Source organism: Streptomyces sp. NBC_00370 (assembly GCF_036084755.1).
Lineage (GTDB): Bacteria > Actinomycetota > Actinomycetes > Streptomycetales > Streptomycetaceae > Streptomyces.
The window spans coordinates 2,760,931-2,782,122 of the sequence record NZ_CP107968.1 but is presented as its reverse complement, the minus strand read 5'-3'; the positions used below and the strand labels follow the sequence as shown (position 1 = coordinate 2,782,122).

At 70.5% G+C, this 21,192-nt stretch carries 23 protein-coding genes; 16 read left to right on the top strand and 7 right to left on the bottom strand.

Features of this window, described 5'->3' with window-relative positions:
• Positions 1 to 405: 405 nt before the first annotated feature.
• The 9 genes from OHS57_RS12270 (at position 406) to OHS57_RS12230 (ending at position 8,192) form a co-directional block, all read left to right on the top strand.
• A complete protein-coding gene (locus OHS57_RS12270; protein ID WP_041989936.1) occupies positions 406 to 1,479 on the top strand; it encodes a nitronate monooxygenase in 1,074 nt (357 codons plus the stop codon).
• Positions 1,476 to 2,213, top strand: a complete 738-nt coding sequence (locus tag OHS57_RS12265) for a 16S rRNA (uracil(1498)-N(3))-methyltransferase (RefSeq protein ID WP_328581933.1) — start codon at positions 1,476 to 1,478, stop codon at positions 2,211 to 2,213. Before OHS57_RS12270 ends, OHS57_RS12265 begins: the two co-directional genes overlap by 4 nt.
• Before the next feature lie 91 nt (positions 2,214 to 2,304).
• Positions 2,305 to 2,664 carry a histidine triad nucleotide-binding protein gene (locus OHS57_RS12260; RefSeq protein WP_328581932.1) on the top strand — a complete coding sequence of 120 codons (360 nt, stop codon included), beginning with the start codon at positions 2,305 to 2,307 and terminating at the stop codon, positions 2,662 to 2,664.
• A gap of 15 nt (positions 2,665 to 2,679) precedes the next feature.
• Entirely contained in the window at positions 2,680 to 3,606 is a 927-nt protein-coding gene (locus OHS57_RS12255; RefSeq protein WP_328581931.1) for a ribonuclease Z, read from the top strand.
• Positions 3,607 to 3,682: 76 nt separating this feature from the next.
• Positions 3,683 to 4,798: a carbohydrate kinase family protein gene (locus OHS57_RS12250; protein ID WP_041989950.1), complete on the top strand. Its 1,116-nt coding sequence runs from the start codon at positions 3,683 to 3,685 to the stop codon at positions 4,796 to 4,798.
• Between the two features lie 154 nt (positions 4,799 to 4,952).
• Complete coding sequence (locus OHS57_RS12245; RefSeq protein ID WP_052457119.1) at positions 4,953 to 5,993, top strand: PhoH family protein; 1,041 nt, start codon at positions 4,953 to 4,955, stop codon at positions 5,991 to 5,993.
• Between the two features lie 47 nt (positions 5,994 to 6,040).
• Complete coding sequence (gene ybeY, locus OHS57_RS12240) at positions 6,041 to 6,538, top strand: rRNA maturation RNase YbeY (protein WP_328581930.1); 498 nt, start codon at positions 6,041 to 6,043, stop codon at positions 6,536 to 6,538.
• Positions 6,535 to 7,836: a hemolysin family protein gene (locus tag OHS57_RS12235; protein ID WP_041989956.1), complete on the top strand. Its 1,302-nt coding sequence runs from the start codon at positions 6,535 to 6,537 to the stop codon at positions 7,834 to 7,836. The genes ybeY and OHS57_RS12235 overlap by 4 nt, the downstream gene beginning before the upstream one ends.
• Complete coding sequence (locus OHS57_RS12230) at positions 7,833 to 8,192, top strand: MmcQ/YjbR family DNA-binding protein (protein ID WP_041989959.1); 360 nt, start codon at positions 7,833 to 7,835, stop codon at positions 8,190 to 8,192. Before OHS57_RS12235 ends, OHS57_RS12230 begins: the two co-directional genes overlap by 4 nt.
• Before the next feature lie 81 nt (positions 8,193 to 8,273).
• On the opposite strand, the gene OHS57_RS12225 is transcribed toward OHS57_RS12230, so the two are convergent.
• Entirely contained in the window at positions 8,274 to 9,668 is a 1,395-nt protein-coding gene (locus OHS57_RS12225) for a polysaccharide pyruvyl transferase family protein (protein ID WP_328581929.1), read from the bottom strand.
• 188 nt (positions 9,669 to 9,856) lie between these two features.
• On the opposite strand from OHS57_RS12225, the gene OHS57_RS12220 reads away from it, so the two are divergent.
• A complete protein-coding gene (locus OHS57_RS12220; RefSeq protein WP_328581928.1) occupies positions 9,857 to 10,225 on the top strand; it encodes a cytidine deaminase in 369 nt (122 codons plus the stop codon).
• Between the two features lie 74 nt (positions 10,226 to 10,299).
• Positions 10,300 to 11,259 carry a GTPase Era gene (era, locus tag OHS57_RS12215; RefSeq protein WP_041989967.1) on the top strand — a complete coding sequence of 320 codons (960 nt, stop codon included), beginning with the start codon at positions 10,300 to 10,302 and terminating at the stop codon, positions 11,257 to 11,259.
• Positions 11,260 to 11,272: 13 nt separating this feature from the next.
• On the opposite strand, the gene OHS57_RS12210 is transcribed toward era, so the two are convergent.
• Positions 11,273 to 11,986 carry an SGNH/GDSL hydrolase family protein gene (locus OHS57_RS12210; RefSeq protein ID WP_328581927.1) on the bottom strand — a complete coding sequence of 238 codons (714 nt, stop codon included), beginning with the start codon at positions 11,984 to 11,986 and terminating at the stop codon, positions 11,273 to 11,275.
• 69 nt (positions 11,987 to 12,055) lie between these two features.
• Here OHS57_RS12210 and OHS57_RS12205 point away from each other — a divergent pair, with 69 nt between their 5' ends.
• A complete protein-coding gene (locus OHS57_RS12205; protein WP_328581926.1) occupies positions 12,056 to 12,688 on the top strand; it encodes a TetR/AcrR family transcriptional regulator in 633 nt (210 codons plus the stop codon).
• 4 nt (positions 12,689 to 12,692) lie between these two features.
• Here OHS57_RS12205 and OHS57_RS12200 read toward each other — a convergent pair whose 3' ends face one another.
• A complete protein-coding gene (locus OHS57_RS12200; protein ID WP_041989973.1) occupies positions 12,693 to 12,959 on the bottom strand; it encodes a protealysin inhibitor emfourin in 267 nt (88 codons plus the stop codon).
• A gap of 27 nt (positions 12,960 to 12,986) precedes the next feature.
• Complete coding sequence (locus OHS57_RS12195; protein ID WP_328581925.1) at positions 12,987 to 14,060, bottom strand: M4 family metallopeptidase; 1,074 nt, start codon at positions 14,058 to 14,060, stop codon at positions 12,987 to 12,989.
• A gap of 309 nt (positions 14,061 to 14,369) precedes the next feature.
• On the opposite strand from OHS57_RS12195, the gene leuA reads away from it, so the two are divergent.
• The 4 genes from leuA (at position 14,370) to OHS57_RS12175 (ending at position 18,971) form a co-directional block, all read left to right on the top strand.
• Positions 14,370 to 16,130, top strand: coding sequence for a 2-isopropylmalate synthase (leuA, locus tag OHS57_RS12190; RefSeq protein ID WP_041989975.1), 1,761 nt, complete (start codon positions 14,370 to 14,372; stop codon positions 16,128 to 16,130).
• A gap of 175 nt (positions 16,131 to 16,305) precedes the next feature.
• The gene (locus tag OHS57_RS12185; RefSeq protein ID WP_041996415.1) at positions 16,306 to 17,001 is read left to right on the top strand and encodes a TerB family tellurite resistance protein; all 696 of its coding nucleotides are present in this window, start codon (positions 16,306 to 16,308) and stop codon (positions 16,999 to 17,001) included.
• 362 nt (positions 17,002 to 17,363) lie between these two features.
• Positions 17,364 to 18,113: a DNA repair protein RecO gene (gene recO / locus OHS57_RS12180; protein ID WP_328581924.1), complete on the top strand. Its 750-nt coding sequence runs from the start codon at positions 17,364 to 17,366 to the stop codon at positions 18,111 to 18,113.
• A 12-nt stretch (positions 18,114 to 18,125) separates the two neighbouring features.
• Positions 18,126 to 18,971 (top strand): isoprenyl transferase, encoded by an 846-nt coding sequence (locus OHS57_RS12175; protein WP_328581923.1) that lies wholly within the window; start codon positions 18,126 to 18,128, stop codon positions 18,969 to 18,971.
• Between the two features lie 30 nt (positions 18,972 to 19,001).
• On the opposite strand, the gene OHS57_RS12170 is transcribed toward OHS57_RS12175, so the two are convergent.
• The 3 genes from OHS57_RS12170 to OHS57_RS12160 are packed head-to-tail and all read right to left on the bottom strand — an operon-like array spanning position 19,002 to position 21,191.
• Complete coding sequence (locus OHS57_RS12170; RefSeq protein WP_041989984.1) at positions 19,002 to 19,439, bottom strand: Fur family transcriptional regulator; 438 nt, start codon at positions 19,437 to 19,439, stop codon at positions 19,002 to 19,004.
• Positions 19,440 to 19,482: 43 nt separating this feature from the next.
• Positions 19,483 to 20,427, bottom strand: a complete 945-nt coding sequence (locus OHS57_RS12165) for a metal ABC transporter permease (RefSeq protein WP_041989986.1) — start codon at positions 20,425 to 20,427, stop codon at positions 19,483 to 19,485.
• Positions 20,424 to 21,191: a metal ABC transporter ATP-binding protein gene (locus tag OHS57_RS12160; protein WP_328581922.1), complete on the bottom strand. Its 768-nt coding sequence runs from the start codon at positions 21,189 to 21,191 to the stop codon at positions 20,424 to 20,426. Before OHS57_RS12160 ends, OHS57_RS12165 begins: the two co-directional genes overlap by 4 nt.
• Between the last annotated feature and the right edge of the window lies 1 nt (position 21,192).

The following is a 21,192-nucleotide window of genomic DNA, read 5'->3' as shown; positions in this document are numbered from 1 at the left end:
TCTTGGCTGGGCCGCGTTCGTCTGGTGCCGGGTTCCGGGTCCTGCGGAGGGGGGTGTCCGGACTGCTTGTCGCATGAGCTCCTTCGCTTTACGTCCGGACACCCCCCTCCTCCGGCCCCGGCCCCCTCCCGCCGGTGGTCGGGCACGCCCGTGTGCCGGCGGCTGGGGTGAAGGGGGTCGTGCAGGGGTGGTGTCCGGAGCGTAGAGCGTGATTTGTGGCGCATCTCGGCGGTGGCTCCGCGTCAGGCGAGTACGCGCCGTAAATCATGCAGCGCAGGACACGACCCCGGAACGGCCCCCGGCGGCGACCGAAACCAAGACCGCCAACCGAACCGCGCCGGACGGCGAACCCGCAACCAACCGACCCGCAACGCCGCCCAAAGGGCGGCATGGCACCATGCCTCCATGTCCTCCGCGCTGACCGATCTCTGCCGGTATCCGATCGTGCAGGCCCCCATGGCGGGCGGTGCGTCGTGCCCGCAGTTGGCTGCGGCCGTTTCCGACGCCGGGGGCCTCGGATTCCTCGCCGCCGGGTACAAGACCGCGGACGGCATGTACGAAGAGATCAAGCAGCTGCGCGGGCTGACCGGCCGGCCCTTCGGCGTCAATCTGTTCATGCCGCAGCCGCACCACGAGGACGGCGCCGCCGTGGAGGTCTACCGCAACCAGCTCGCCGGTGAGGCCGCCTGGTACGAGACCCCGCTGGGCGACCCCGAGTCCGGCAGGGACGACGGCTACGAGGCCAAACTGGCGATACTGCTCGACGACCCGGTGCCGGCCGTCTCGTTCACCTTCGGCTGCCCCACCCGCGCCGCGCTCGCCGCGCTCGGCCGCGCCGGGGTGTTCACCGTCGTCACCGTCACCACCCCCGACGAGGCGCGGGCCGCGCAGTGGGCGGGTGCCGACGCCGTCTGTGTGCAGGGCATCGAGGCCGGCGGACACCAGGGCACGCATCGCGACGACCCCGCGACCGACGGCGCCGGCATCGGGCTGCTCTCGCTGGTCGCCCAGGTCAGGGAGACCGTACAGCTGCCGATCATCGCGACCGGCGGCCTGATGCGCGGCGGCCAGATCGCCGCCGTGCTCGCCGCGGGCGCCGACGCGGGACAGCTCGGCACCGCGTTCCTGGTCTGCCCGGAATCCGGTGCGAACCTGCTGCACAAACAGGCCATGACCAACCCCGTCTTCGCCAGGACCGAGCTGACCCGTGCCTTCTCCGGGCGGCCGGCGCGCGGCCTGGTCAACCGCTTCATGCGGGAACACGGCCCGTACGCGCCACCCGCGTATCCCGCCGTCCACCATCTGACCGCAGGGCTGCGCAAGGCCGCGGCCAAGGCGGGTGACGCGCAGGGCATGGCGCTCTTCGCCGGACAGGGCCACCGGATGGCCCGCGAGCTGCCCGCCGGGCAGCTCGTCGAGGTACTGGCCGCCGAACTCGACGCGACCCGCGCCGCGTTGTCCCTGGGGAGTGCGTCATGACCGCGCCCGTCTTCCTCGTCCCCGCCGGTGCGCTGCACACCGGGACCGTCACCCTCGACGGGCCGGAGGGGCGGCACGCCGTCTCCGTACGCAGGCTCCGCGTCGGCGAGCAGATCGTCCTCACGGACGGCGTCGGCAACGGCGGGTTCGGGACGGTCGCGGCCGTCGAGGGCAAGGACCGGCTCGACGTCGCCGTCACCGACGTACGCACCGAGGGCGTGCCCGCGCCGCTGATCACCGTCGTCCAGGCGCTGCCCAAGGGGGACAGGGGCGAGCTGGCCGTCGAGACGATGACCGAGACAGGCATGGACGCCGTCGTGCCGTGGTCCGCCGCGCGCTGCGTCACGCAGTGGCGGGGCGAGCGCGGCGCCAAGGCGCTCGCCAAGTGGCGGGCGACGGCCAGGGAGGCGGGCAAGCAGTCGCGGCGGCTGCGCTTCCCCGACGTCGCCGAGTTGGCCGGCACCAAACAGGTCGCAGCCCTGCTGGCCGGCGCCGACTTCGCCGCCGTCCTGCACGAGGAGGGCAGCGAACCGCTGGCCACGGCCGCGCTGCCGGCCGAGGGCAGCATCGTGCTCGTCGTCGGTCCCGAAGGGGGCGTCTCCCCGGAGGAGCTGGCGGCCTTCGCCGAGGCCGGGGCCAAGCCGTACCGGCTCGGCCCGAGCGTGCTGCGCACCTCCACGGCGGGCACGGCGGCCACCGCTCTGCTGCTGGGCCGCACCGGCCGCTGGTCCTGACGGGCCGCCACGGCCGCCCGGCGCGGCGGAGCGCCGTCGGCCGGATACGATGCGTGCCAACCGATCGGACACCCCAGGGAGGCCCGGCACCATGGCGGGAGAACCACAGGCCGACTGCCTGTTCTGCAAGATCGTCTCCGGTGACGTACCGGCCACCGTCGTCAAGGAGACGGAGACCACGGTCGCCTTCCGGGACATCAACCCGCAGGCCCCGACCCATGTCCTGGTCATCCCCCGGGTGCACTACCCCGACGCCGCTTCGCTCGCCGTCGCCGAGCCGCAGATCGCCGCCGACGTCCTGCGGGAGGCGGCCGAGGTCGCCGCGCAGGACAAGGTGGACGCCGGCGGGTACCGGATCGTGTTCAACACCGGCAGCGGGGCGGGCCAGACCGTCTTCCACGCGCATGCCCACGTGCTGGGCGGCCGGGGTCTCAACTGGCCCCCCGGATAACGGCGGGCAACGGCGTTGTCCGTCCGCGAACTGGTGGTCCTGGGCACCGCGAGCCAGGTGCCGACCCGCCACCGCAACCACAACGGGTATCTGCTGCGCTGGGACGGCGAGGGTCTGCTCCTCGACCCCGGTGAGGGCACCCAGCGGCAGATGCTGCGCGCCGGGGTCGCCGCGCACGACATCAACCGGATATGTGTCACGCACTTCCACGGCGACCACTCGCTCGGTCTCGCCGGTGTCATTCAGCGCATCAACCTCGACCGGGTGCCGCACGAGATCACCGCCCACTACCCGCTGAGCGGGCAGCACTTCTTCGAGCGGCTGCGGTACGCCACCGCCTACCGGGAGTCTGTCGCACTGGCGCAGGTCCCCGTCGACGGGGACGGCGTGGTCGTCCTCGCCGAGACACCCGCCTACACGCTGGACGCGCACCGGCTCTCGCACCCCGTCGAGTCGTACGGCTACCGGCTCACCGAACCGGACGGCCACCGGATGGTGCCCGCCCTGCTCGCCGAGCGCGGCGTCCGGGGCCCGGACGTCGGCCGGATCCACCGCGACGGCGTGCTGGACGGTGTCACGCTGGCCGAGGTCAGCGAGGTGCGGCGCGGCCAGCGGTTCGCCTTCGTGATGGACACCCGGCTCTGCGAGGGCGTGTACACGCTGGCCGAAGGGTGCGACATGCTGGTCATCGAGTCGACCTTCCTCGACGAGGACGAGCGGCTGGCCACGGACCACGGCCATCTCACCGCCGGCCAGGCGGCCCGGGTGGCGCGGGACGCGGGCGTACGGCATCTGGTGCTGACCCACTTCTCGCAGCGCTACGGCGACCCCGCCGCGTTCGAACGGCAGGCGCGCGCCGCCGGGTTCGACGGCGAACTGACCGTGGCCGCCGACCTGACGCGGGTGCCGCTGCCCAAGCGGTCGGCGGGACACGCCCACTGAGCGTGCGGCTTCCCCTCCGTACGGCGGCGCACATCGGGCACACTGGCCGGATCTGCACGCGACCGGGGAGACGGCAGTGACGACCGCATCCGACGGAAACCCACAGGACCACACCGCCGACATCGACCCGCTCGGCGGGCTGCGCGCCCCGGACGACCCGGAGTGCGACGTCTATCTGACCGGCACCGTCTTCCTCGACATCATCTTCACCGGCCTCGACAGCGCACCCGTGCGCGGCACCGAGTCCTGGGCCAGGGGGATGGGATCGAGCCCCGGCGGTATCGCCAACATGGCGAGCGCGCTGGCCCGGCTGGGGCTGCGCACGTCGCTGGCCGCCGCCTTCGGCGACGACCATTACGGCGAGTACTGCTGGGACGCGCTGGAACAGGGCGAGGGCATCGACCTGTCCCGCTCGCGCACCGTCCCCGGCTGGCACTCACCCGTCACCGTCTCCATGGCGTACGAGGGCGAGCGGACGATGGTCTCGCACGGCCACGAGGCCCCGCCGCCCGAGGGCGCGCTGCCCGAATGCCCGCCGCGCGCGCGGGCCGCGGTCGCCGCTCTCAACCCGGGGCGCGACGAGGGCTGGGTCGCCCGCGCCGCCGGGCACGGCGCGCGGATCTTCGCCGACGTCGGCTGGGACGACTCGGGGCGCTGGGACCTGGCCGAGCTGCCCGACCTGGAGCACTGCGAGGCGTTCCTGCCCAACGCCGAGGAGGCGATGCGCTACACCCGCGCCGACAGCCCCAGGGCCGCCGCCAGGCTGCTGGCCGAGCGGGTGCCGCTCGCCGTCGTCACGCTGGGCGCCGAAGGGGCGTACGCGGTGGACGGCAGGACGGGGGAGACGGCCGAGGTGCCGGCCATCGCGGTGGAAGCACTGGACCCGACGGGCGCGGGCGATGTGTTCGTGGCCGGATTCGTCACCGGCACGCTCGCCGGCTGGCCGCTGGCCGACCGGCTTGCCTTCGCGGGCCTGACGGCCGCGCTCTCCGTCCAGGAGTTCGGCGGCGCGCTCGCCGCCCCCGGCTGGTCGGAGGTGGCCGCGTGGTGGAGCTACGTGCAGGCGTCGACCGAGCAGGACCCCGAAGGGCTGCGCAGGTACGCCTTCCTCAAGCCGCTGCTCCCGGCCCCCGACCGGCCCTGGCCGCTGCGCAGGGCGGTCCCGACGATCGGCTTCGGCCGCTCGTCCTGACCACCCGGGCGGGCGCGGGAAAGGCGGATCGGGCAAGGGCGCGTGTAAAAGTCCTACGGGCTTGTCAGTGCGGAGTCGTAGGCTGTTACCCCAGAGGTTGTCGAGCAGCGAGAACCCTGCAACGGGAGGTATGTGCAGGCCACAGTGCCGGCCCATGACTCAGACACCTACAGCCCAGAATGGCAGGTCCCCCGAGACGGGACAGGCGCGTGCCCACTTCACCGTCCCTGACAAACATCCGATGGTGACGGTTCTGGGTTCGAGGGATTCCCTGCTGCGTGTGATCGAGTCGGCTTTCCCCGACGCCGACATCCATGTACGGGGCAATGAGATCAGCGCCAGTGGCAGCGCGGCTGACGTCGCGATGATCCAGCGCCTGTTCGACGAAATGATGCTGGTGCTCCGCACCGGTCAGCCGATGACGGAGGACGCAGTGGAACGTTCGATCGCCATGCTCAGGGCGAGCGAGGACGGCGGCGCGGACGGACCCGAGACGCCCGCCGAGGTGCTCACCCAGAACATCCTCTCCAGCCGGGGGCGCACGATCCGGCCGAAGACCCTCAACCAGAAGCGCTATGTCGACGCCATCGACAAGAACACGATCGTGTTCGGCATCGGCCCCGCCGGTACGGGCAAGACGTATCTCGCCATGGCCAAGGCGGTCCAGGCCCTGCTGGCCAAGCAGGTCACCCGGATCATCCTGACCAGGCCCGCCGTCGAGGCGGGGGAGCGGCTGGGCTTCCTGCCCGGCACGCTCTACGAGAAGATCGACCCGTATCTGCGCCCGCTCTACGACGCGCTGCACGACATGCTGGAGCCGGACTCGATCCCGCGGCTGATGGCGGCGGGCACGATCGAGGTCGCCCCGCTGGCGTACATGCGAGGCCGCACCCTCAACGACGCGTTCATCATCCTGGACGAGGCGCAGAACACCAGCCCCGAGCAGATGAAGATGTTCCTGACGAGGCTCGGCTTCGAATCGAAGATCGTCATCACGGGCGACGTCACCCAGGTCGACCTCCCGGGCGGCACGAAGAGCGGTCTGCGCCAGGTCCAGGACATCCTGGAGGGCGTCGACGACGTGCACTTCTCCCGGCTCACGTCGGAGGACGTCGTACGGCACAAGCTCGTCGGCCGTATCGTCGACGCCTACGAGAAGTACGACAGCCGCAACGGCAACGAGCAGCACCGCTGACGGGCCCGCCCGGCTGAGGCATCGACCGAAAGAGTCACAGCAACACCATGTCGATCGACGTCAACAACGAGTCAGGTATCGAGGTCGACGAGCAGGCGGTCCTCGACGTCGCCCGCTACGCGCTCACGCGGATGCGTATCCACCCGCTCTCCGAACTGTCGGTGATCGTCGTGGACGAGGCCGCCATGGAGCAGCTGCACATGCAGTGGATGGACCTGCCGGGTCCGACCGATGTCATGTCCTTCCCGATGGACGAGCTGCGTCCGCCGGTCAAGGACGAGGAGGAGCCCCCGCAGGGGCTCCTCGGTGACATCGTGCTCTGCCCCGAGGTCGCGAAGAAGCAGGGCGAGGAAGCGCCGACGCAGCACACCATGGACGAGGAGCTGCAGCTCCTCACCGTCCACGGTGTGCTGCATCTGCTCGGGTACGACCATGACGTGCCGGACGAGAAGGCCGAGATGTTCGGCCTCCAGGCCGCCATCGTCGACGGCTGGCGGGGTGAGCGCGGTCTTACGGGTCCGTCGCCCGCGCCGACCGTGTCATGACCGCACAGCTGATCGTCGGGGCCGTCGCCCTGGTCGTCGTCGCCTGGCTGGCGGCCTCGGCCGAGGCGGGCCTCGCCCGCGTCTCCAGCTTCCGCGCGGCCGAGGCCGTCAGGTCGGGGCGCAAGGGCGCGGCCAAGCTGGCCCAGATCGCCGCCGACCCCACCCGCTACCTCAACGTCGCCCTGCTGGTGCGGGTGGCCTGCGAGATGGCGGCGGGCGTGCTCGTCACGTACGTGTGCCTCAAGGAGTTCGACGCGACCTGGGAGGCGCTGCTCGTCGCGATCGGGGTGATGGTCCTCGTCTCGTACGTGGCCGTCGGCGTCTCACCGCGCACCATCGGCAGGCAGCACCCGCTGAACACGGCGACGGCGGCCGCGTACGTCCTGCTGCCGCTGGCCAGGGTGATGGGCCCGGTCCCGCAGCTGCTGATCCTCCTCGGCAACGCCCTCACGCCCGGCAAGGGCTTCCGCAAGGGGCCGTTCGCGAGCGAGGCCGAGCTGCGCGCGATGGTCGACCTCGCCGAGCAGGAGTCCCTGATCGAGGACGACGAGCGCCGCATGGTGCACTCCGTCTTCGAGCTGGGCGACACGCTCGTACGGGAGGTCATGGTGCCGCGCACGGACCTGGTCTCCATCGAGCGGTACAAGACGATCCGTCAGGCCCTGACGCTGGCGCTGCGGTCGGGCTTCTCCAGGATCCCGGTGACGGGGGAGAACGAGGACGACATCGTCGGGGTCGTCTATCTCAAGGACCTGGTCAGGAAGACCCACATCAACCGCGAGTCGGAGGCCGATCTGGTCTCCACGGCGATGCGCCCGGCCGCCTTCGTGCCCGACACGAAGAACGCCGGGGACCTGCTGCGTGAGATGCAGCAGGAGCGCAGCCATGTCGCCGTCGTCATCGACGAGTACGGCGGCACGGCGGGCATCGTCACGATCGAGGACATCCTGGAGGAGATCGTCGGCGAGATCACCGACGAGTACGACAGGGAGCTGCCGCCGGTCGAGGAGATCGGCGACGGCTCGTACCGGGTCACGGCCCGGCTCGACATCGGCGACCTCGGGGAGCTGTTCGGTCTCGACGAGTACGACGACGAGGACGTGGAGACGGTCGGCGGACTGCTGGCGAAGGCCCTCGGGCGCGTCCCGATCGCCGGCGCGAGCGCCAAGGTCGAGCTGCCGGACGGCCGGGTCCTGCGACTGACGGCCGAGTCTCCGGCGGGCCGCCGCAACAAGATCGTCACGGTACTCGCGCAGCCGGTGGTGGCCGAGGAGAAGCAAGGGGCGGCTTCGTCGTGACCCCCGGAGAACTGACGGAGTTCTGCCTCGGGTTCAACGGGAGTTCGCGCGAGACACCGTTCTCGCGCAGCCCCGGCCTCTCGGTCTTCAAGGTGGGGGCGAAGATCTTCGCGTTCTGCTCGCTGGACGACGAGCCGCTGCGGGTCGCCCTCAAGTGCGCGCCGGAGGAGGCGGTCAGGCTCCGGGAGGCGTATCCGGCGATCGTCCCTGGCTGGCATCTCAACAAGCGGCACTGGAACACCGTGACGGTCGGCGACCTCCCGCCGCGCATGGTGCGGGAGTTGATCGAGGACTCCTACGACCTGGTGGTCGCCGGGCTGCCCCGGGCCGACCGCCTCCGCCTCGACCGGCCCTGACCTCAGGCCACTGCTCCAGGCCCTGATCCCGGGGGAGTCCCCGGTCCGGGGACTCTACGCGCGTCCGTGGACGTCAGCGGTTCAGCCGTGGGGCCGCATCTTGCGTACGCGGCGGCGGATGGCGGGACCGATGCGCGAGCCGTCGGCCGACATCCGCCGCTCCATCGTGGTGAGCCGCTTCATCAGTTCCTTGTTCTGCGCGGTCAGCGCGAGAACGCTCCGCTCGGCCTGCGCCAGCCGCTCGTGCAGCCTGCTGAAGCGGTAGCGCAGCGCGCCGTCGTCGGAGCTGTCCCAGACGCTGACGGGCGGCGGCAGCTTCAGGGCGGCGACCCGGGCGTCGTACGCGGCGCCGCCGTCACCGTGACTGAAGGTGTTCTCCAGGCCGTTGCGGTCGAGGAAGCCCTTGAACCGGTCCCAGCGCTCGCGGTGGTTGCTCAGCAGCGGCCCGTAGTCGGCTTCCTCGTACAGGTCCCTGGGGTGGATGTCGCCGGGCAGGCCGCGCAGCATCCGGTGCGGGATGTCGTAGTACCGGCAGAGTTCGAGGGTCCGCGAGTCGTGGACCAGCACCACGCTGGGCGTGCCCGCGAGGAGCGGCGCGATGTTGCCGTGGATGCGGGTGCCGTAGACGAAGTCGTGGGTGGCCAGTTCTTCCAGCCAGGTCCTCGGGTCGAGCGGGACCCTGACCTTGTTCTCCTGGAAGAGCGGGTGCGTCATCCGGCGGGGGAGGCCCTTGTCGCGGCCGGCGGTGACGCCGCTGGAGGTGTCGCCCCAGAACAGCAGCTCGGCGTCGGCGAGGTTCTGCGCGAAGTAGGTGAGGTCCGGGAAGCGTTCGTACGCGTTGCGGGCCAGCGCGGCCACGTCACCGACGCTCACGGCACCGGGCGAGAGGTTTATCCCTATTCGGGACGAACTGTCAATGAACCCCGGGTCGCGCGGCCGGGGGAAGGTCTCGCCGTACATGAACATCGAGGGACAGCCGATGATGTCGACGTCGTTGAAGCCGAGGTCCTTGAGGTACGAGGCGGTCAGTTCACCGCGCACGCCGATCGAAGGTGATCTCTCCAGCACGGCCCTGACGAAGCGTTTGACCGACAGCTCCATCGGGGCGAGCCGCTTGGTGTCGTAATTCTCATTGACCTGTGCGCCGACTCCCAGCACCACCACCGGAATGGTGAGCTGCTCGATCAGGGTGGACATCCGGTCGAGCGAGGCGCGGAAGCTGGGCCGGAAGGCGTTGGCGAGCGGGATGACGAACGCGTCGTACTGTTCGTTGATCTCCTTCGCCCGCTCGGCCGTCGGCACGGTCTTCAGCCCGTTCGACGTCAACTCGGTGTCCTGGGTGAGCAGGATCTTGTACGTCGCGTCGCTGAACAGGAGATTCCCGGAGTTCGTGCCGATCAGGTCCTGCTGGATGAACTCCTCTTGGGACGCGACACGGAACGGGCTCTTCCCTGAGCGGATGAGTATGCGCTTCATGGCCTGCTTTCTCGCTTACTCGTAAGACCGGTCGACTGTCCGGAAGACGTAGATGAACGGGACGATACCGCAGGGCAAAGACAAGAAGACGAACGCATTTCCTGGTTTCGAACGGTTTGTTCTTTAGGTCCCCGGCCCGGTGAACCCGGCGCCACCAGCGGTGATCTCCTGAGACTTATGCTCGGCACATGACACAGAGCGCCGGGCCAGGACCCGCGGACATCGACCCGGAGGACCGCAAGATCATCACGCTCGCCCGCGCCACCCGCGCCCGCAACGGGGTGGCCGAGGGCGCGGCGGTACGTGACGAGACGGGCCGTACGTACGTCGCCGGCACGGTCGATCTCGACTCCCTCAAACTGAGCGCGCTGCGCACCGCCGTCGCGATGGCCGTCGCCAGCGGGGCGACGTCACTCGAAGCCGCCGCCGTCGTCACCGAGGCCGCGGAAGCGGCGGCCGAGGACCGCGCGGCGGTACGCGATCTCGGCGGCCCCGCGACCCCGGTCCTGCTGGCGGCCCCGGACGGGACGCTGCGCTCCACGGTCGACGCGGGCTGACGCGGGCTGACGCGGGACCCGTGCCGGCCGTCCACGGACCCGGCTGGTCGGCGCGGGCCCCGCGATCGGGGACAATGGGCGCCATGAGCGCTCGTACCCCTTCACCCGAGACAGCCGAAGCACCCCACAGGGCCGGCTTCGCCTGCTTCGTAGGCCGCCCCAACGCGGGCAAATCCACCCTCACGAACGCTCTGGTCGGACAGAAGGTGGCCATCACCTCCAACCGGCCGCAGACCACCCGGCACACCGTCCGCGGCATCGTGCACCGGCCCGAGGCGCAGCTGATCCTCGTGGACACCCCCGGCCTCCACAAGCCGCGCACCCTGCTCGGCGAGCGCCTCAACGACATCGTGCGGACCACCTGGGCCGAGGTCGACGTGATCGGCTTCTGTCTGCCCGCCGACGAGAAGCTGGGCCCCGGGGACCGCTTCATCGTCAAGGAACTGGCCGCGATCAAGAAGACGCCGAAGATCGCCGTCGTCACGAAGACGGACCTGGTCGACTCCAAGACACTCGCCGAGCAGCTCATCGCGATCGACCAGATCGGCCGCGAACTGGGCCTGGAGTGGGCCGAGATCATCCCCGTGTCGGCCGTCGCCGACCAGCAGGTCGGTCTGCTGGCCGACCTGCTGGTGCCGCTGCTTCCGGAGAGCCCCCCGCTCTACCCGGAGGGCGACCTCACCGACGAGCCCGAGCAGGTCATGGTGGCCGAGCTGATCAGGGAGGCCGCGCTGGAGGGCGTACGGGACGAGCTGCCGCACTCGATCGCCGTCGTGGTCGAGGAGATGCTGCCGCGCGAGGACCGCCCGGCCGACCGGCCGCTGCTGGACATCCACGCCAACGTCTACATCGAGCGGCCCAGCCAGAAGGGCATCATCATCGGCCCGAAGGGCAAGCGGCTCAAGGAGGTCGGGACGAAGTCCCGCAAGCACATCGAGGCGCTGCTGGGCACCCCGGTCTTCCTCGACCTGCATGTGAAGGTCGCGAAGGACTGGCAGCGGGACCCGAAGCAGCTGCGGAAGCTCGGTTTCTGACCGCGTCACAGCGTCACAGTGCTTCTACGAGTGTCGCCACCCGCCCCGACAGGGCCCGCGCCCAGGCGCGGTAGCCGCTCGCCGACGGGTGGAAGCGGTCGGCGGCCATCCAGTCGCCCGGCATCTTCGGCGGCCCGCCCGAGTGCAGATGGAACAGTGCGGGATGCCGTCCGGCGACGATCTTCAACTGCCGGTCGAGCAGCCGCAGATACCCGCTGAGCGGCAGCTGGACGGCGTGAGGCAGCGCGTCCATCGTGTCCGTCTCCGGCAGCCCGGCGAACATCATCGGCACATCATGGCCGAGCCGCGCCCTGACGTCCCGCACCAGCCGCTCCACATCGGCGCGGAACGCGCGCGGCCGGCGGAACGTGAGCGCGTCGTTCACCCCGGCGACCACCAGCACCAGATCCGGCTGCCAGCCCTCCGTCGGCTCCGTGAGCCGGGTCAGCAGCTCCCGCCGTACGGCGCGCACCGTGGCGCCGGAGCGCGCCACCACCCGCCAGGAGACCTCCCGTCCGGTGAGCGCGGTCACCGCGAGGGCCAACTGGCCCGCCAGCGCGTCCTCCTGCCGCACCGCGCCGACCCCGGCCGCCGTCGAGTCCCCCAGGACGAGCAGTCGCAGCGGGCGCCCCCCGGCGCCCGCTGCGTTCTTGGACAGGCCCTTGTCCCCTGCGGCTTCCGGGAGCCTCGGCACCCGTGCCCGTATCGCCTGTTTGGTCATCAGCATGAGGTCCACCCCTCTGTCGCCTCAACGCCATAACGCTGTTATGTCCATAACATCGTTATGCTCCGTCCTGTGTCAACCTCCGATTCCGCGCTACGCCGCCGTCTGCTGGACGAAGCCGCCCGCATCCTCGCCGAACAGGGCCCCGCCGCCCTCAGCGCGAGACGGCTCGTCAAGGAGGTCGGCGCCTCGACCATGGCCGTCTACACCCACTTCGGCTCCATGCCGGGGCTGGTCCGGGAGGTCATGCGCGAGGGGTTCGCCCGCTTCATGGAGCGGCTGCGGCTGGTGGGGCGCAACGACGAGGACCCCGTCGCCGAACTGTTCGCGCTGGCCCGCGGCTACCACGAGTTCACCCTCGCCGAACCGCACGTGTACGCGGTGCTGTTCGGCGGATCGGCGCTGGCCGGCTTCGAACTGGACGACGACGACCGGGAGATGGGCCTGTACGTCCTGCGTGTGCCGCAGGACGCGATCCGCCGGGCCATGGTGGCGGGCAGGTTCCACGAGGCCGACACCGGCCTTCGGGTACGCCAGCTCTGGTGCGTGCTGCACGGGCTGATCGAGCTGGAACAGACGGGCTACCTCAAGAGCCGCTACACCGTGGACGAGTTCCTCGATGCGACGCTGCGGGACTTCGCGGTCGGCGCGGGGGACTCGATGGAGGCGGCGACCGCGTCCCTCGAAGCCGCCGCCCTCCTCTGAATGCTCAGGCGCCTTCCTTCAGGACGCGCGAGACCAGCTCCCGTTGCGACTCGGACAGCCTCGGGTCGGCGCAGTGGACCGTACGTCCGTCGACCGTGATCCGGTAGCTGAAGCCGTCCGGGACGCCGGCCGGCGGCGCGTCCTGGCTGTCGGCGAGCGCCCGCTCCGCCAGGGCGTGCCAGGCGCCGGCGTCGGGCACGCCCGAGGTGTCCACCTCGGCCGCCCGCTCGATGCCGGCGAAACCGCCCGTGCGCCGTACCTGAATCCGCATGGGACTCTTCTACCCACCGCCCCCGGCTTATCCGGCGATCCCGACCTGCGACCACGCCTTGACCGTCGCGCGGTGCTCCGCGCCGTCGGCGCCGAAGCGGTCGCGCGCCGCAGCCGCCGTACCGGCCGCGAAGTCCGCGAAGGTCGCGTCGGCCGCGAGGGCGCCGCCGGTCAGCACGTCGAACCAGATCTGCCCGGCCCGCTCCCACGCCTTGCCGCCCAGCTCCGTGGCCAGCAGGTAGAACGCGTGGTTCGGGATGCCCGAGTTGATGTGCACACCGCCGTTGTCGCTGCTCGTGCGGACGAAGCCGTCCATCGTGCCCGGCTGCGGGTCCTTGCCGAGCGCGTCGTCGTCGTACGCCGTGCCCGGCGCCTTCATCGAGCGCAGCGCGACCCCGCTGACCCGTGGGGTGAGCAGTCCGGCGCCGATCAGCCAGTCCGCCTCGGCGGCCGTCTGGTCCAGGGTGAACTGCTTGACCAGCGAGCCGAAGACGTCCGATACGGACTCGTTGAGCGCGCCCGCCTCGCCGGAATAGGTGAGGTTGGCCGAGTACTGCGTGAGGCCGTGGGTCAGTTCGTGCGCGATGACGTCCACGGGGAGCGTGAAGTCGAGGAAGATCTCCCCGTCGCCGTCCCCGAAGACCATCTGCTCGCCGTCCCAGAACGCGTTCGCGTAGTTCTCGTCGTAGTGCACGCTCGCTGTCAGCGGCAGCCCCGCGCCGTCCAGCGAGTCGCGCCCGTACGCCGAGAGCAGCAGCTCGAAGGTGGCGCCCAGCCCGTTGTACGCGCGGTTCACCGTGGTGTCGGCGGCGGGCTGCTCGCCCTCGCCGCGGATCCGGGTGCCCGGCAGGGCCGTGCTGTGCGCGCAGTCGTACACCGTGCGCTGCGGGGCCGCCGCTGCCGCGTCACCCGTCGGCGGCGCCGTACGGGCCTCGGGCCCGGGGGTGGCGGTCGCGGTCAGCCGGCGGCGGGTGCGCCGTACGGCGTCCGCGTCCAGGGTCCGGCGGGCGGGCTCGGCGAGCGCAGGGTCCCGGGCCTCGGCCAGCCTGTCCAGGATGTGCGGCGGCACGATCGTGCAGAAAACGGGGTCGATGGCGTCCATGAAGGCAATGTCGCATCCCGTAGCCGCCCTGTCACTGCTTGTGGTCGAAGTTGCTGAAATGGAGTGATGTCTCACTGTTCGCGCTGACCCGGCCGTCGCCCACCGGTGATCCCGCATACTGATACGGGCCGCCATGGACGGCGCGGCTCCGCTAGGCTCCCCGCATCATGCGTTTCGGGCTGCTTCTTCTTAGCTGCCGCGGCGAGGGTCTGTAGTCGTAGGTCGACCCCCTCCCCGCGGAGTGCGGTGTTGCGGTGATTACGTCCCGTCGTCGGCCGTTCCAAGCGGACACACGAGGAGCCCTACGCAATGTCTGAAACTTCCGTCGGTCGTTCGACGCCCGTCACCAACGCGACCCACACCCAGCAGCCCTCCGGGATGCCGATCCACAAATACGGCCGCTACGACGCCGTGGACATCCCCGACCGCACCTGGCCGGACAACCGGGTTACTGTCGCGCCCCGCTGGCTCTCCACGGATCTGCGTGACGGCAACCAGGCGCTGATCGACCCGATGTCGCCCGCCCGTAAGCGGGAGATGTTCGACCTGCTGGTGCGGATGGGCTACAAGGAGATCGAGGTCGGCTTCCCCTCGTCGGGTGAGACGGACTTCGCGTTCGTGCGCTCGATCATCGAGGAGGGCGCGATCCCCGACGATGTGACGATCTCCGTACTGACCCAGGCGCGTGAGGAACTCATCGAGCGCACCGTGGAATCGCTGCGCGGCGCCCGGCGTGCGACGGTCCACCTGTACAACGCCACCGCGCCGACCTTCCGCCGTGTCGTGTTCCGGGGGACGAAGGAGCAGGTCAAGCAGATCGCCGTGGACGGTACGCGGCTGGTGATGGAGTACGCGGAGAAGATCCTCGACGACTCGACGGTCTTCGGTTACCAGTACAGCCCCGAGATCTTCACCGACACCGAGCTGGACTTCGCCCTGGAGGTCTGCGAGGGCGTCATGGACGTCTGGCAGCCCGAGGCCGGCCGCGAGATCATTCTCAACCTGCCCGCGACGGTGGAGCGTTCGACGCCGTCCACGCACGCGGACCGGTTCGAGTGGATGTCCCGCAACCTGTCGCGCCGTGAGCACGTCTGCCTGTCCGTCCACCCGCACAACGACCGGGGTACGGCCGTGGCCGCCGCCGAGCTGGCGCTGATGGCGGGCGCCGACCGGATCGAGGGCTGTCTGTTCGGCCAGGGTGAGCGCACCGGCAACGTCGACCTGGTCACCCTGGGCATGAACCTCTTCTCGCAGGGCGTCGACCCGCAGATCGACTTCTCGCAGATCGACGAGATCCGCCGCACCAGCGAGTACTGCAACCAGATGGAGATCCACCCGCGCCACCCCTACGCGGGTGACCTGGTCTACACGTCCTTCTCCGGCTCCCACCAGGACGCCATCAAGAAGGGCTTCGACGCCCGCGACGCGGACGCCGCCGCGCAGGGCAAGACGGTCGACGAGATCCAGTGGGCCGTGCCGTACCTGCCCATCGACCCCAAGGACGTCGGCCGCTCCTACGAGGCCGTCATCCGGGTCAACTCGCAGTCCGGCAAGGGCGGTGTCGCCTACGTCCTGAAGAACGAGCACCAACTGGACCTGCCGCGCCGGATGCAGATCGAGTTCTCCCGGATCATCCAGGCCAAGACCGACGCCGAGGGCGGCGAAGTCACCCCGGCCCAGATCTGGTCCGTCTTCCGCGACGAGTACCTGCCCGACGCGGACAACGCCTGGGGTCGGCTCCAGCTGCGTTCGGGCCAGTCCACGACCGACAAGGACGGCCAGGACACGCTGACCGTCGAGGCGGTCGTCGACGGCGTCGACACGGTGCTGACCGGCACCGGCAACGGCCCCATCTCGGCCTTCTTCGAGGCGCTGGCCACCGTGGGCCTGGACGCGCGGCTGCTGGACTACCAGGAGCACACCATGAGCGAGGGCGCCCGCGCCCAGGCCGCCTCGTACATCGAGTGCGCGATCGACGGAAAGGTGCTGTGGGGCATCGGGATCGACGCGAACACCACTCGGGCCTCCCTGAAGGCGGTAATTTCGGCTGTGAACCGCGCAGCCCGCTGAAACCGCCGGAACCCGCGCTGACCTGAGCATTTACGAACCCCGCCGCCCGGAAACGGGTGGCGGGGTTCGGCCATGTCGTGGCGAACTCACGCCGGGGTGCTGACGGGACAAGGTCCATGTGGCTAACATCACGTCAACGCGGCAATGATGCCGAAGCGTTACGGAGGTGCGCGACGTGCTGCCAGTTCAAGGATCACGCGGCCGAAAAGTGCGCATCTGTGGCATTCGTACGTCGTGGACGACGGTCGGCGACGGAGAGTTCTTCTGCCCCGGCTGCGGAGGCGACCGCAACTACCGCCGCCGCACGGGCCGTCGCCGCTTCACGCTCCTCGGCGTCCCGCTGGTGCCGCGCGGTCTCGCCGGCCCCGTCGTCGAATGCGCCGCCTGCCACGACCACTTCGGCATGGACGTCCTCGACCACCCCACCACGGTCCGCTTCTCGGCGATGCTCCGCGACGCCGTCCACACAGTCGCCCTGGCCGTCCTCGCCGCCGGTGGCACGTCGTCGCGCACGGCGCTGGAGACCGCGGTCTCCACGGTCCGCGCCGCCGGGTTCGACGACTGCACGGAAGAGATGCTGACGGAGCTGGTCGACGCCCTCGCGGCCGACACCGGCCGGTTCATCATCGACCCCGGCCCCTGCGGCGCGGCCCTCGCCATCGAGCTGCACGAGGCGCTGGAACCGCTCGCCCCGCATCTCGCCCCGGCGGGCCGGGAGTCGATCATCCTGCAGGGCGCCAGGATCGCCCTGGCCGACGGCCCGTACAGCACGGCGGAGCGCGAGGTGCTGACGACGGTCGGCGGCGCGCTGCAACTCTGCGCCGACGACACGGCCAAGCTGCTCCTGGCCGCCACCCGCACGCACTCCTAATTTTTGGGGCTCGGTTCGCCTCCGGGGCGCCCAGGGGTTCACTGTTCGTCCCGGGCCCGCCCCGATCACGTAGCGAGTGAGCCGAAGGGGCGCGCCGCTGTCGAAAGGGAGAGCGCGCGCAGGCCCGTGAGGTACGAGCGGGGCGAGCACGGTCGACCGTCGACAGTGGCTTAAAGCGCCCCGGAGGCGAACCGAGCCCCCAAAAAAGAGGGGTGTGAGCCGAAGGGGCGCGCCGCTGTCGAAAGGGAGAGCGCGCGCAGGCCCGTGAGGTACGAGCGGGGCGAGCACGGTCGACCGTCGACAGGGGCATAAGGCGCCCCGGAGGCGAACCGAGCCCCCAAAAAAGAGGCGACAATGAGGGTATGAGTCTGTTCCGGGATGACGGCGTTGTGCTGCGTACCCAGAAGCTCGGTGAGGCCGACCGCATCATCACGCTTCTGACCCGCGGCCACGGCCGCGTCCGCGCCGTCGCCCGCGGGGTGCGGCGGACCAAGTCGAAGTTCGGGGCGCGGCTCGAACCGTTCTCCCACGTCGACGTGCAGTTCTTCGCGCGCGGCAGCGATCTCGTAGGCCGCGGGCTGCCGCTCTGTACGCAGAGCGAGACCATCGCCGCGTACGGCGGCGGGATCGTCACCGACTACCCCCGCTACACCGCCGGTACGGCCATGCTGGAGACCGCCGAGCGGTTCACCGACCACGAGGGGGAGCCCGCGGTCCAGCAGTACCTGCTGCTGGTCGGCGGCCTGCGCACCCTCGCCCGTGCCGAGCACGCCCCGCATCTGATCCTGGACGCCTTCCTGCTGCGCTCGCTCGCCGTCAACGGGTACGCGCCGAGCTTCGACGACTGTGCGAAATGCGGCCTCGACGGGCCCAACCGGTTCTTTTCGGTCGCTGCGGGAGGAGTCATATGCGGCGACTGCCGGGTGCCCGGCAGCGTCGTACCCTCTGCGGAGGCCGTCGAACTGCTCAGCGCGCTGCTGACGGGGGACTGGGAGACGGCGGACGCGTGCGAGGCGCGCCATGTCAGGGAGGGCAGCGGACTGGTGTCCGCCTATCTGCACTGGCATCTGGAGCGCGGGCTGCGCTCGCTCAGATACGTAGAGAAGAATTAGGAGACGAGCCGCATGGCACGACGCGGAATCCTGGGGCGTACCCGCCGCGAGTACAAGACACCGGAGCCGCATCCGTCCGGTGCTCGCCCGCCGCGGATCCAGAGCGAACTGGTGCCGAAGCACGTCGCCGTCGTCATGGACGGCAACGGCCGGTGGGCCAAGGAGCGCGGGCTGCCGCGTACCGAGGGCCACAAGGTCGGCGAGGGCGTCGTGCTCGACGTGCTCAAGGGCTGCATCGAGATGGGCGTCAAGAACCTGTCCCTGTTCGCCTTCTCGACGGAGAACTGGAAGCGCACGCCCGACGAGGTGCGGTTCCTGATGAACTTCAACCGCGACGTCATCCGCCGCCGGCGCGACGAGATGGACGAGCTCGGCATCCGGATCCGCTGGGTCGGCCGGATGCCCAAGATGTGGAAGTCCGTCGTCCAGGAGCTCCAGGTCGCCCAGGAGCAGACCAAGGACAACGACGCGATGACGCTGTACTTCTGCGTCAACTACGGCGGTCGCGCAGAGATCGCCGACGCGGCGCGGGCGCTCGCACAGGACGTGGCGGCGGGCAAGCTCGACCCGTCCAAGGTCAACGAGAAGACCCTCGCCAAGTACCTGTACTACCCGGACATGCCGGACGTGGATCTCTTCCTGCGGCCGAGCGGTGAGCTGCGGACGTCCAACTACCTGATCTGGCAGAGCAGTTACGCGGAGATGGTGTTCCAGGACGTGCTCTGGCCGGACTTCGACCGGCGTGATCTGTGGCGCGCCTGCCTGGAGTTCGCCTCGCGCGACCGCCGCTTCGGCGGTGCGCTGCCCAACGACTCGTCGAACGAGGACATCCAGGAGCAGGCGGAGCAGCTGAGCTGAGGCGAGGGGGAGGGGGTCGCCCCTCCCCGGTCAGCTGTCGCAGGTGGCGCAGTCCGCGCAGGTACCGAAGATCTCCACCGTGTGCGCCACGCTCACATAGCCGTGCTGCGCCGCGATCGTCTCCGCCCACTGCTCGACGGCGGGGCCCTCGACCTCGACCGCCTTCCCGCACATCCGGCAGACCAGATGGTGGTGATGGTCGCCGGTCGAGCAGCGCCGGTAGACCGACTCGCCGTCGGTCGTGCGCAGGACGTCGACCTCGCCGGCGTCGGCGAGCGACTGGAGCGTGCGGTACACGGTGGTGAGGCCGACCGAGTCGCCCCGGTGCTTCAGCATGTCGTGAAGCTCCTGCGCGCTGCGGAACTCGTCCACCTCGTCAAGTGCCGACGCCACCGCCGTACGCTGCCGGGTCGACCGGCCGCGCACGGGAGCCGCGGCGCTCGGTCCACTGCTGGGCGCAGTCGTCACAAGTGCCTCCTCTGCTCTCTCGGGCCATTCTGCCAGTTCGCGCTCACACCGTTGCGTCGTCGGCGGGCCGCCGCGTGGCAGGCACCTCCAGTGTGTACCCGGAAGCCGCGGTGGCGACCCCCGCCGGTTCCGCACCCGCCGGTTCCGCCTCCATGGCCGCCAGCGCCCGGGCCCGCCGTCTCGCCAGCGGCGCCGCCAGGACCGTGAGGACCACGAACAGCCCGATGGCCAGCAGCACGATCGTCGCGCCCGGCGGCACGTCCTGGTAGTACGAGGTGACCGTACCGGCCAGCGTGACCGCCGTACCGATCACCACCGACAGCACGAACGTGACCGTGAACGACCGGCTGATCTGCTGCGCCGCCGCGACGGGCACCACCATCAGCGCGCTCACCAGCAGCAGCCCGACGACCCGCATGGCGACCGTGACGGTCACCGCGGCCGTCACCGCGATGAGCAGATTCAGGGTGCGCACGGGCAGGCCGCTGACCCGTGCGAACTCCTCGTCCTGGCTGACGGCGAACAGCTGGCGCCGCAGCCCGACCGTGACCAGCACCACCAGGGCCGCCAGCACGGAGATCGAGACCACGTCCTGCGGCGAGACCGTCGAGAGCGAGCCGAAGAGGTACGAGCTGAGGTTGGCGTTCGAGCCGTTCGGCGCGAGGTTGATGAGCAGCACACCGCCCGACATCCCGCCGTAGAAGAGCATGGCCAGCGCCAGGTCGCCGCGTGTGCGGCCGTACGACCGCACCAGCTCCATCGTCACGGCGCCGGCGACGGCGACCAGCGTCGCCATCCACACCGGGCTGGTGGACAGCAGAAAACCGAGCCCGACGCCGGTCAGCGCGACATGGCCGATGCCGTCGCCCATCAGCGCCTGGCGGCGCTGCACGAGGTAGATACCGACAGCCGGGGCCGTGATGCCGACGAGTACGGCGGCGAGCAGCGCCCGCTGCATGAAGGAGGCTTCCAGAATTTCCATGATCAGCTCAGCAGTCCGGTGCGGAGCGGCTCGCCGGCCGCGACGGGGTGGCAGCTCTGGTCGTCGCGCCGTGGCGGCCCTTCATGGACGACAGAGCCGTCCCTGAGCGTCACCGCACGGTCGATCAGGGGTTCCAGGGCGCCGAGTTCGTGCAGGACCAGCAGGACGGTCGTACCGGCCGCCACCTGCGCGCGCAGCGTCTCCGCGAGGATCCGCTGGCTGACCAGGTCGACGCCGGCCATCGGCTCGTCCATGATCAGCAGCTCGGGTTCGGCCGCGAGCGCCCTGGCGATCAGCACCCGCTGGTGCTGGCCGCCGGAGAGCGCGTCGACCGGGTCCTTGGCGCGGTCGCCGAGCCCGACGAGCTCGATGGCCCGCCGTACCGCCGCCCGGTCCGCCTTGCCCGGCCTGCGCAGCTTCCCGCGCGACAGCCGGCCCGACGCGACGATCTCCCTGACCGTGGCGGGCACGCCGCTCGCTGCCGTGGTGCGCTGCGGTACGTATCCGACGCGGGCCCAGTCGCCGAAGCGGCCCAGCGGGGTGCCGAAGAGGGACACCTCGCCCGAGGTGAGCGGTACGAGCCCGACCACCGACCGCACGGCCGTCGACTTGCCCGAGCCGTTGGCACCGAGCAGCGCGACGACCTCGCCGCGCCGCACGGTCAGGTCGACACCGCGCAGCACGGGCCGCGACCCGAGGGACGCGATGGCGCCGCGTACCGAGATGGCCGGGGCCGCGGCGAGGTCGGTATCCGTATCCGGGTGACTCACG

Bases quoted from the DNA above. Each gene is read 5' to 3' on its own strand.
- OHS57_RS12220 (WP_328581928.1), top strand. From the start codon at position 9,857: ATGACACAGAGCGCCGGGCCAGGACCCGCGGACATCGACCCGGAGGAC.
- OHS57_RS12245 (WP_052457119.1), top strand. From the start codon at position 4,953: ATGACTCAGACACCTACAGCCCAGAATGGCAGGTCCCCCGAGACGGGA.
- OHS57_RS12175 (WP_328581923.1), top strand. From the start codon at position 18,126: ATGGCACGACGCGGAATCCTGGGGCGTACCCGCCGCGAGTACAAGACA.
- OHS57_RS12225 (WP_328581929.1), bottom strand. From the start codon at position 9,668: ATGAAGCGCATACTCATCCGCTCAGGGAAGAGCCCGTTCCGTGTCGCG.
- OHS57_RS12260 (WP_328581932.1), top strand. From the start codon at position 2,305: ATGGCGGGAGAACCACAGGCCGACTGCCTGTTCTGCAAGATCGTCTCC.
- OHS57_RS12265 (WP_328581933.1), top strand. From the start codon at position 1,476: ATGACCGCGCCCGTCTTCCTCGTCCCCGCCGGTGCGCTGCACACCGGG.
- OHS57_RS12210 (WP_328581927.1), bottom strand. From the start codon at position 11,986: ATGCTGATGACCAAACAGGCGATACGGGCACGGGTGCCGAGGCTCCCG.
- OHS57_RS12270 (WP_041989936.1), top strand. From the start codon at position 406: ATGTCCTCCGCGCTGACCGATCTCTGCCGGTATCCGATCGTGCAGGCC.
- recO (WP_328581924.1), top strand. From the start codon at position 17,364: ATGAGTCTGTTCCGGGATGACGGCGTTGTGCTGCGTACCCAGAAGCTC.
- OHS57_RS12195 (WP_328581925.1), bottom strand. From the start codon at position 14,060: ATGGACGCCATCGACCCCGTTTTCTGCACGATCGTGCCGCCGCACATC.
- OHS57_RS12200 (WP_041989973.1), bottom strand. From the start codon at position 12,959: ATGCGGATTCAGGTACGGCGCACGGGCGGTTTCGCCGGCATCGAGCGG.
- leuA (WP_041989975.1), top strand. From the start codon at position 14,370: ATGTCTGAAACTTCCGTCGGTCGTTCGACGCCCGTCACCAACGCGACC.
- ybeY (WP_328581930.1), top strand. From the start codon at position 6,041: ATGTCGATCGACGTCAACAACGAGTCAGGTATCGAGGTCGACGAGCAG.
- era (WP_041989967.1), top strand. From the start codon at position 10,300: ATGGGCGCCATGAGCGCTCGTACCCCTTCACCCGAGACAGCCGAAGCA.
- OHS57_RS12235 (WP_041989956.1), top strand. From the start codon at position 6,535: ATGACCGCACAGCTGATCGTCGGGGCCGTCGCCCTGGTCGTCGTCGCC.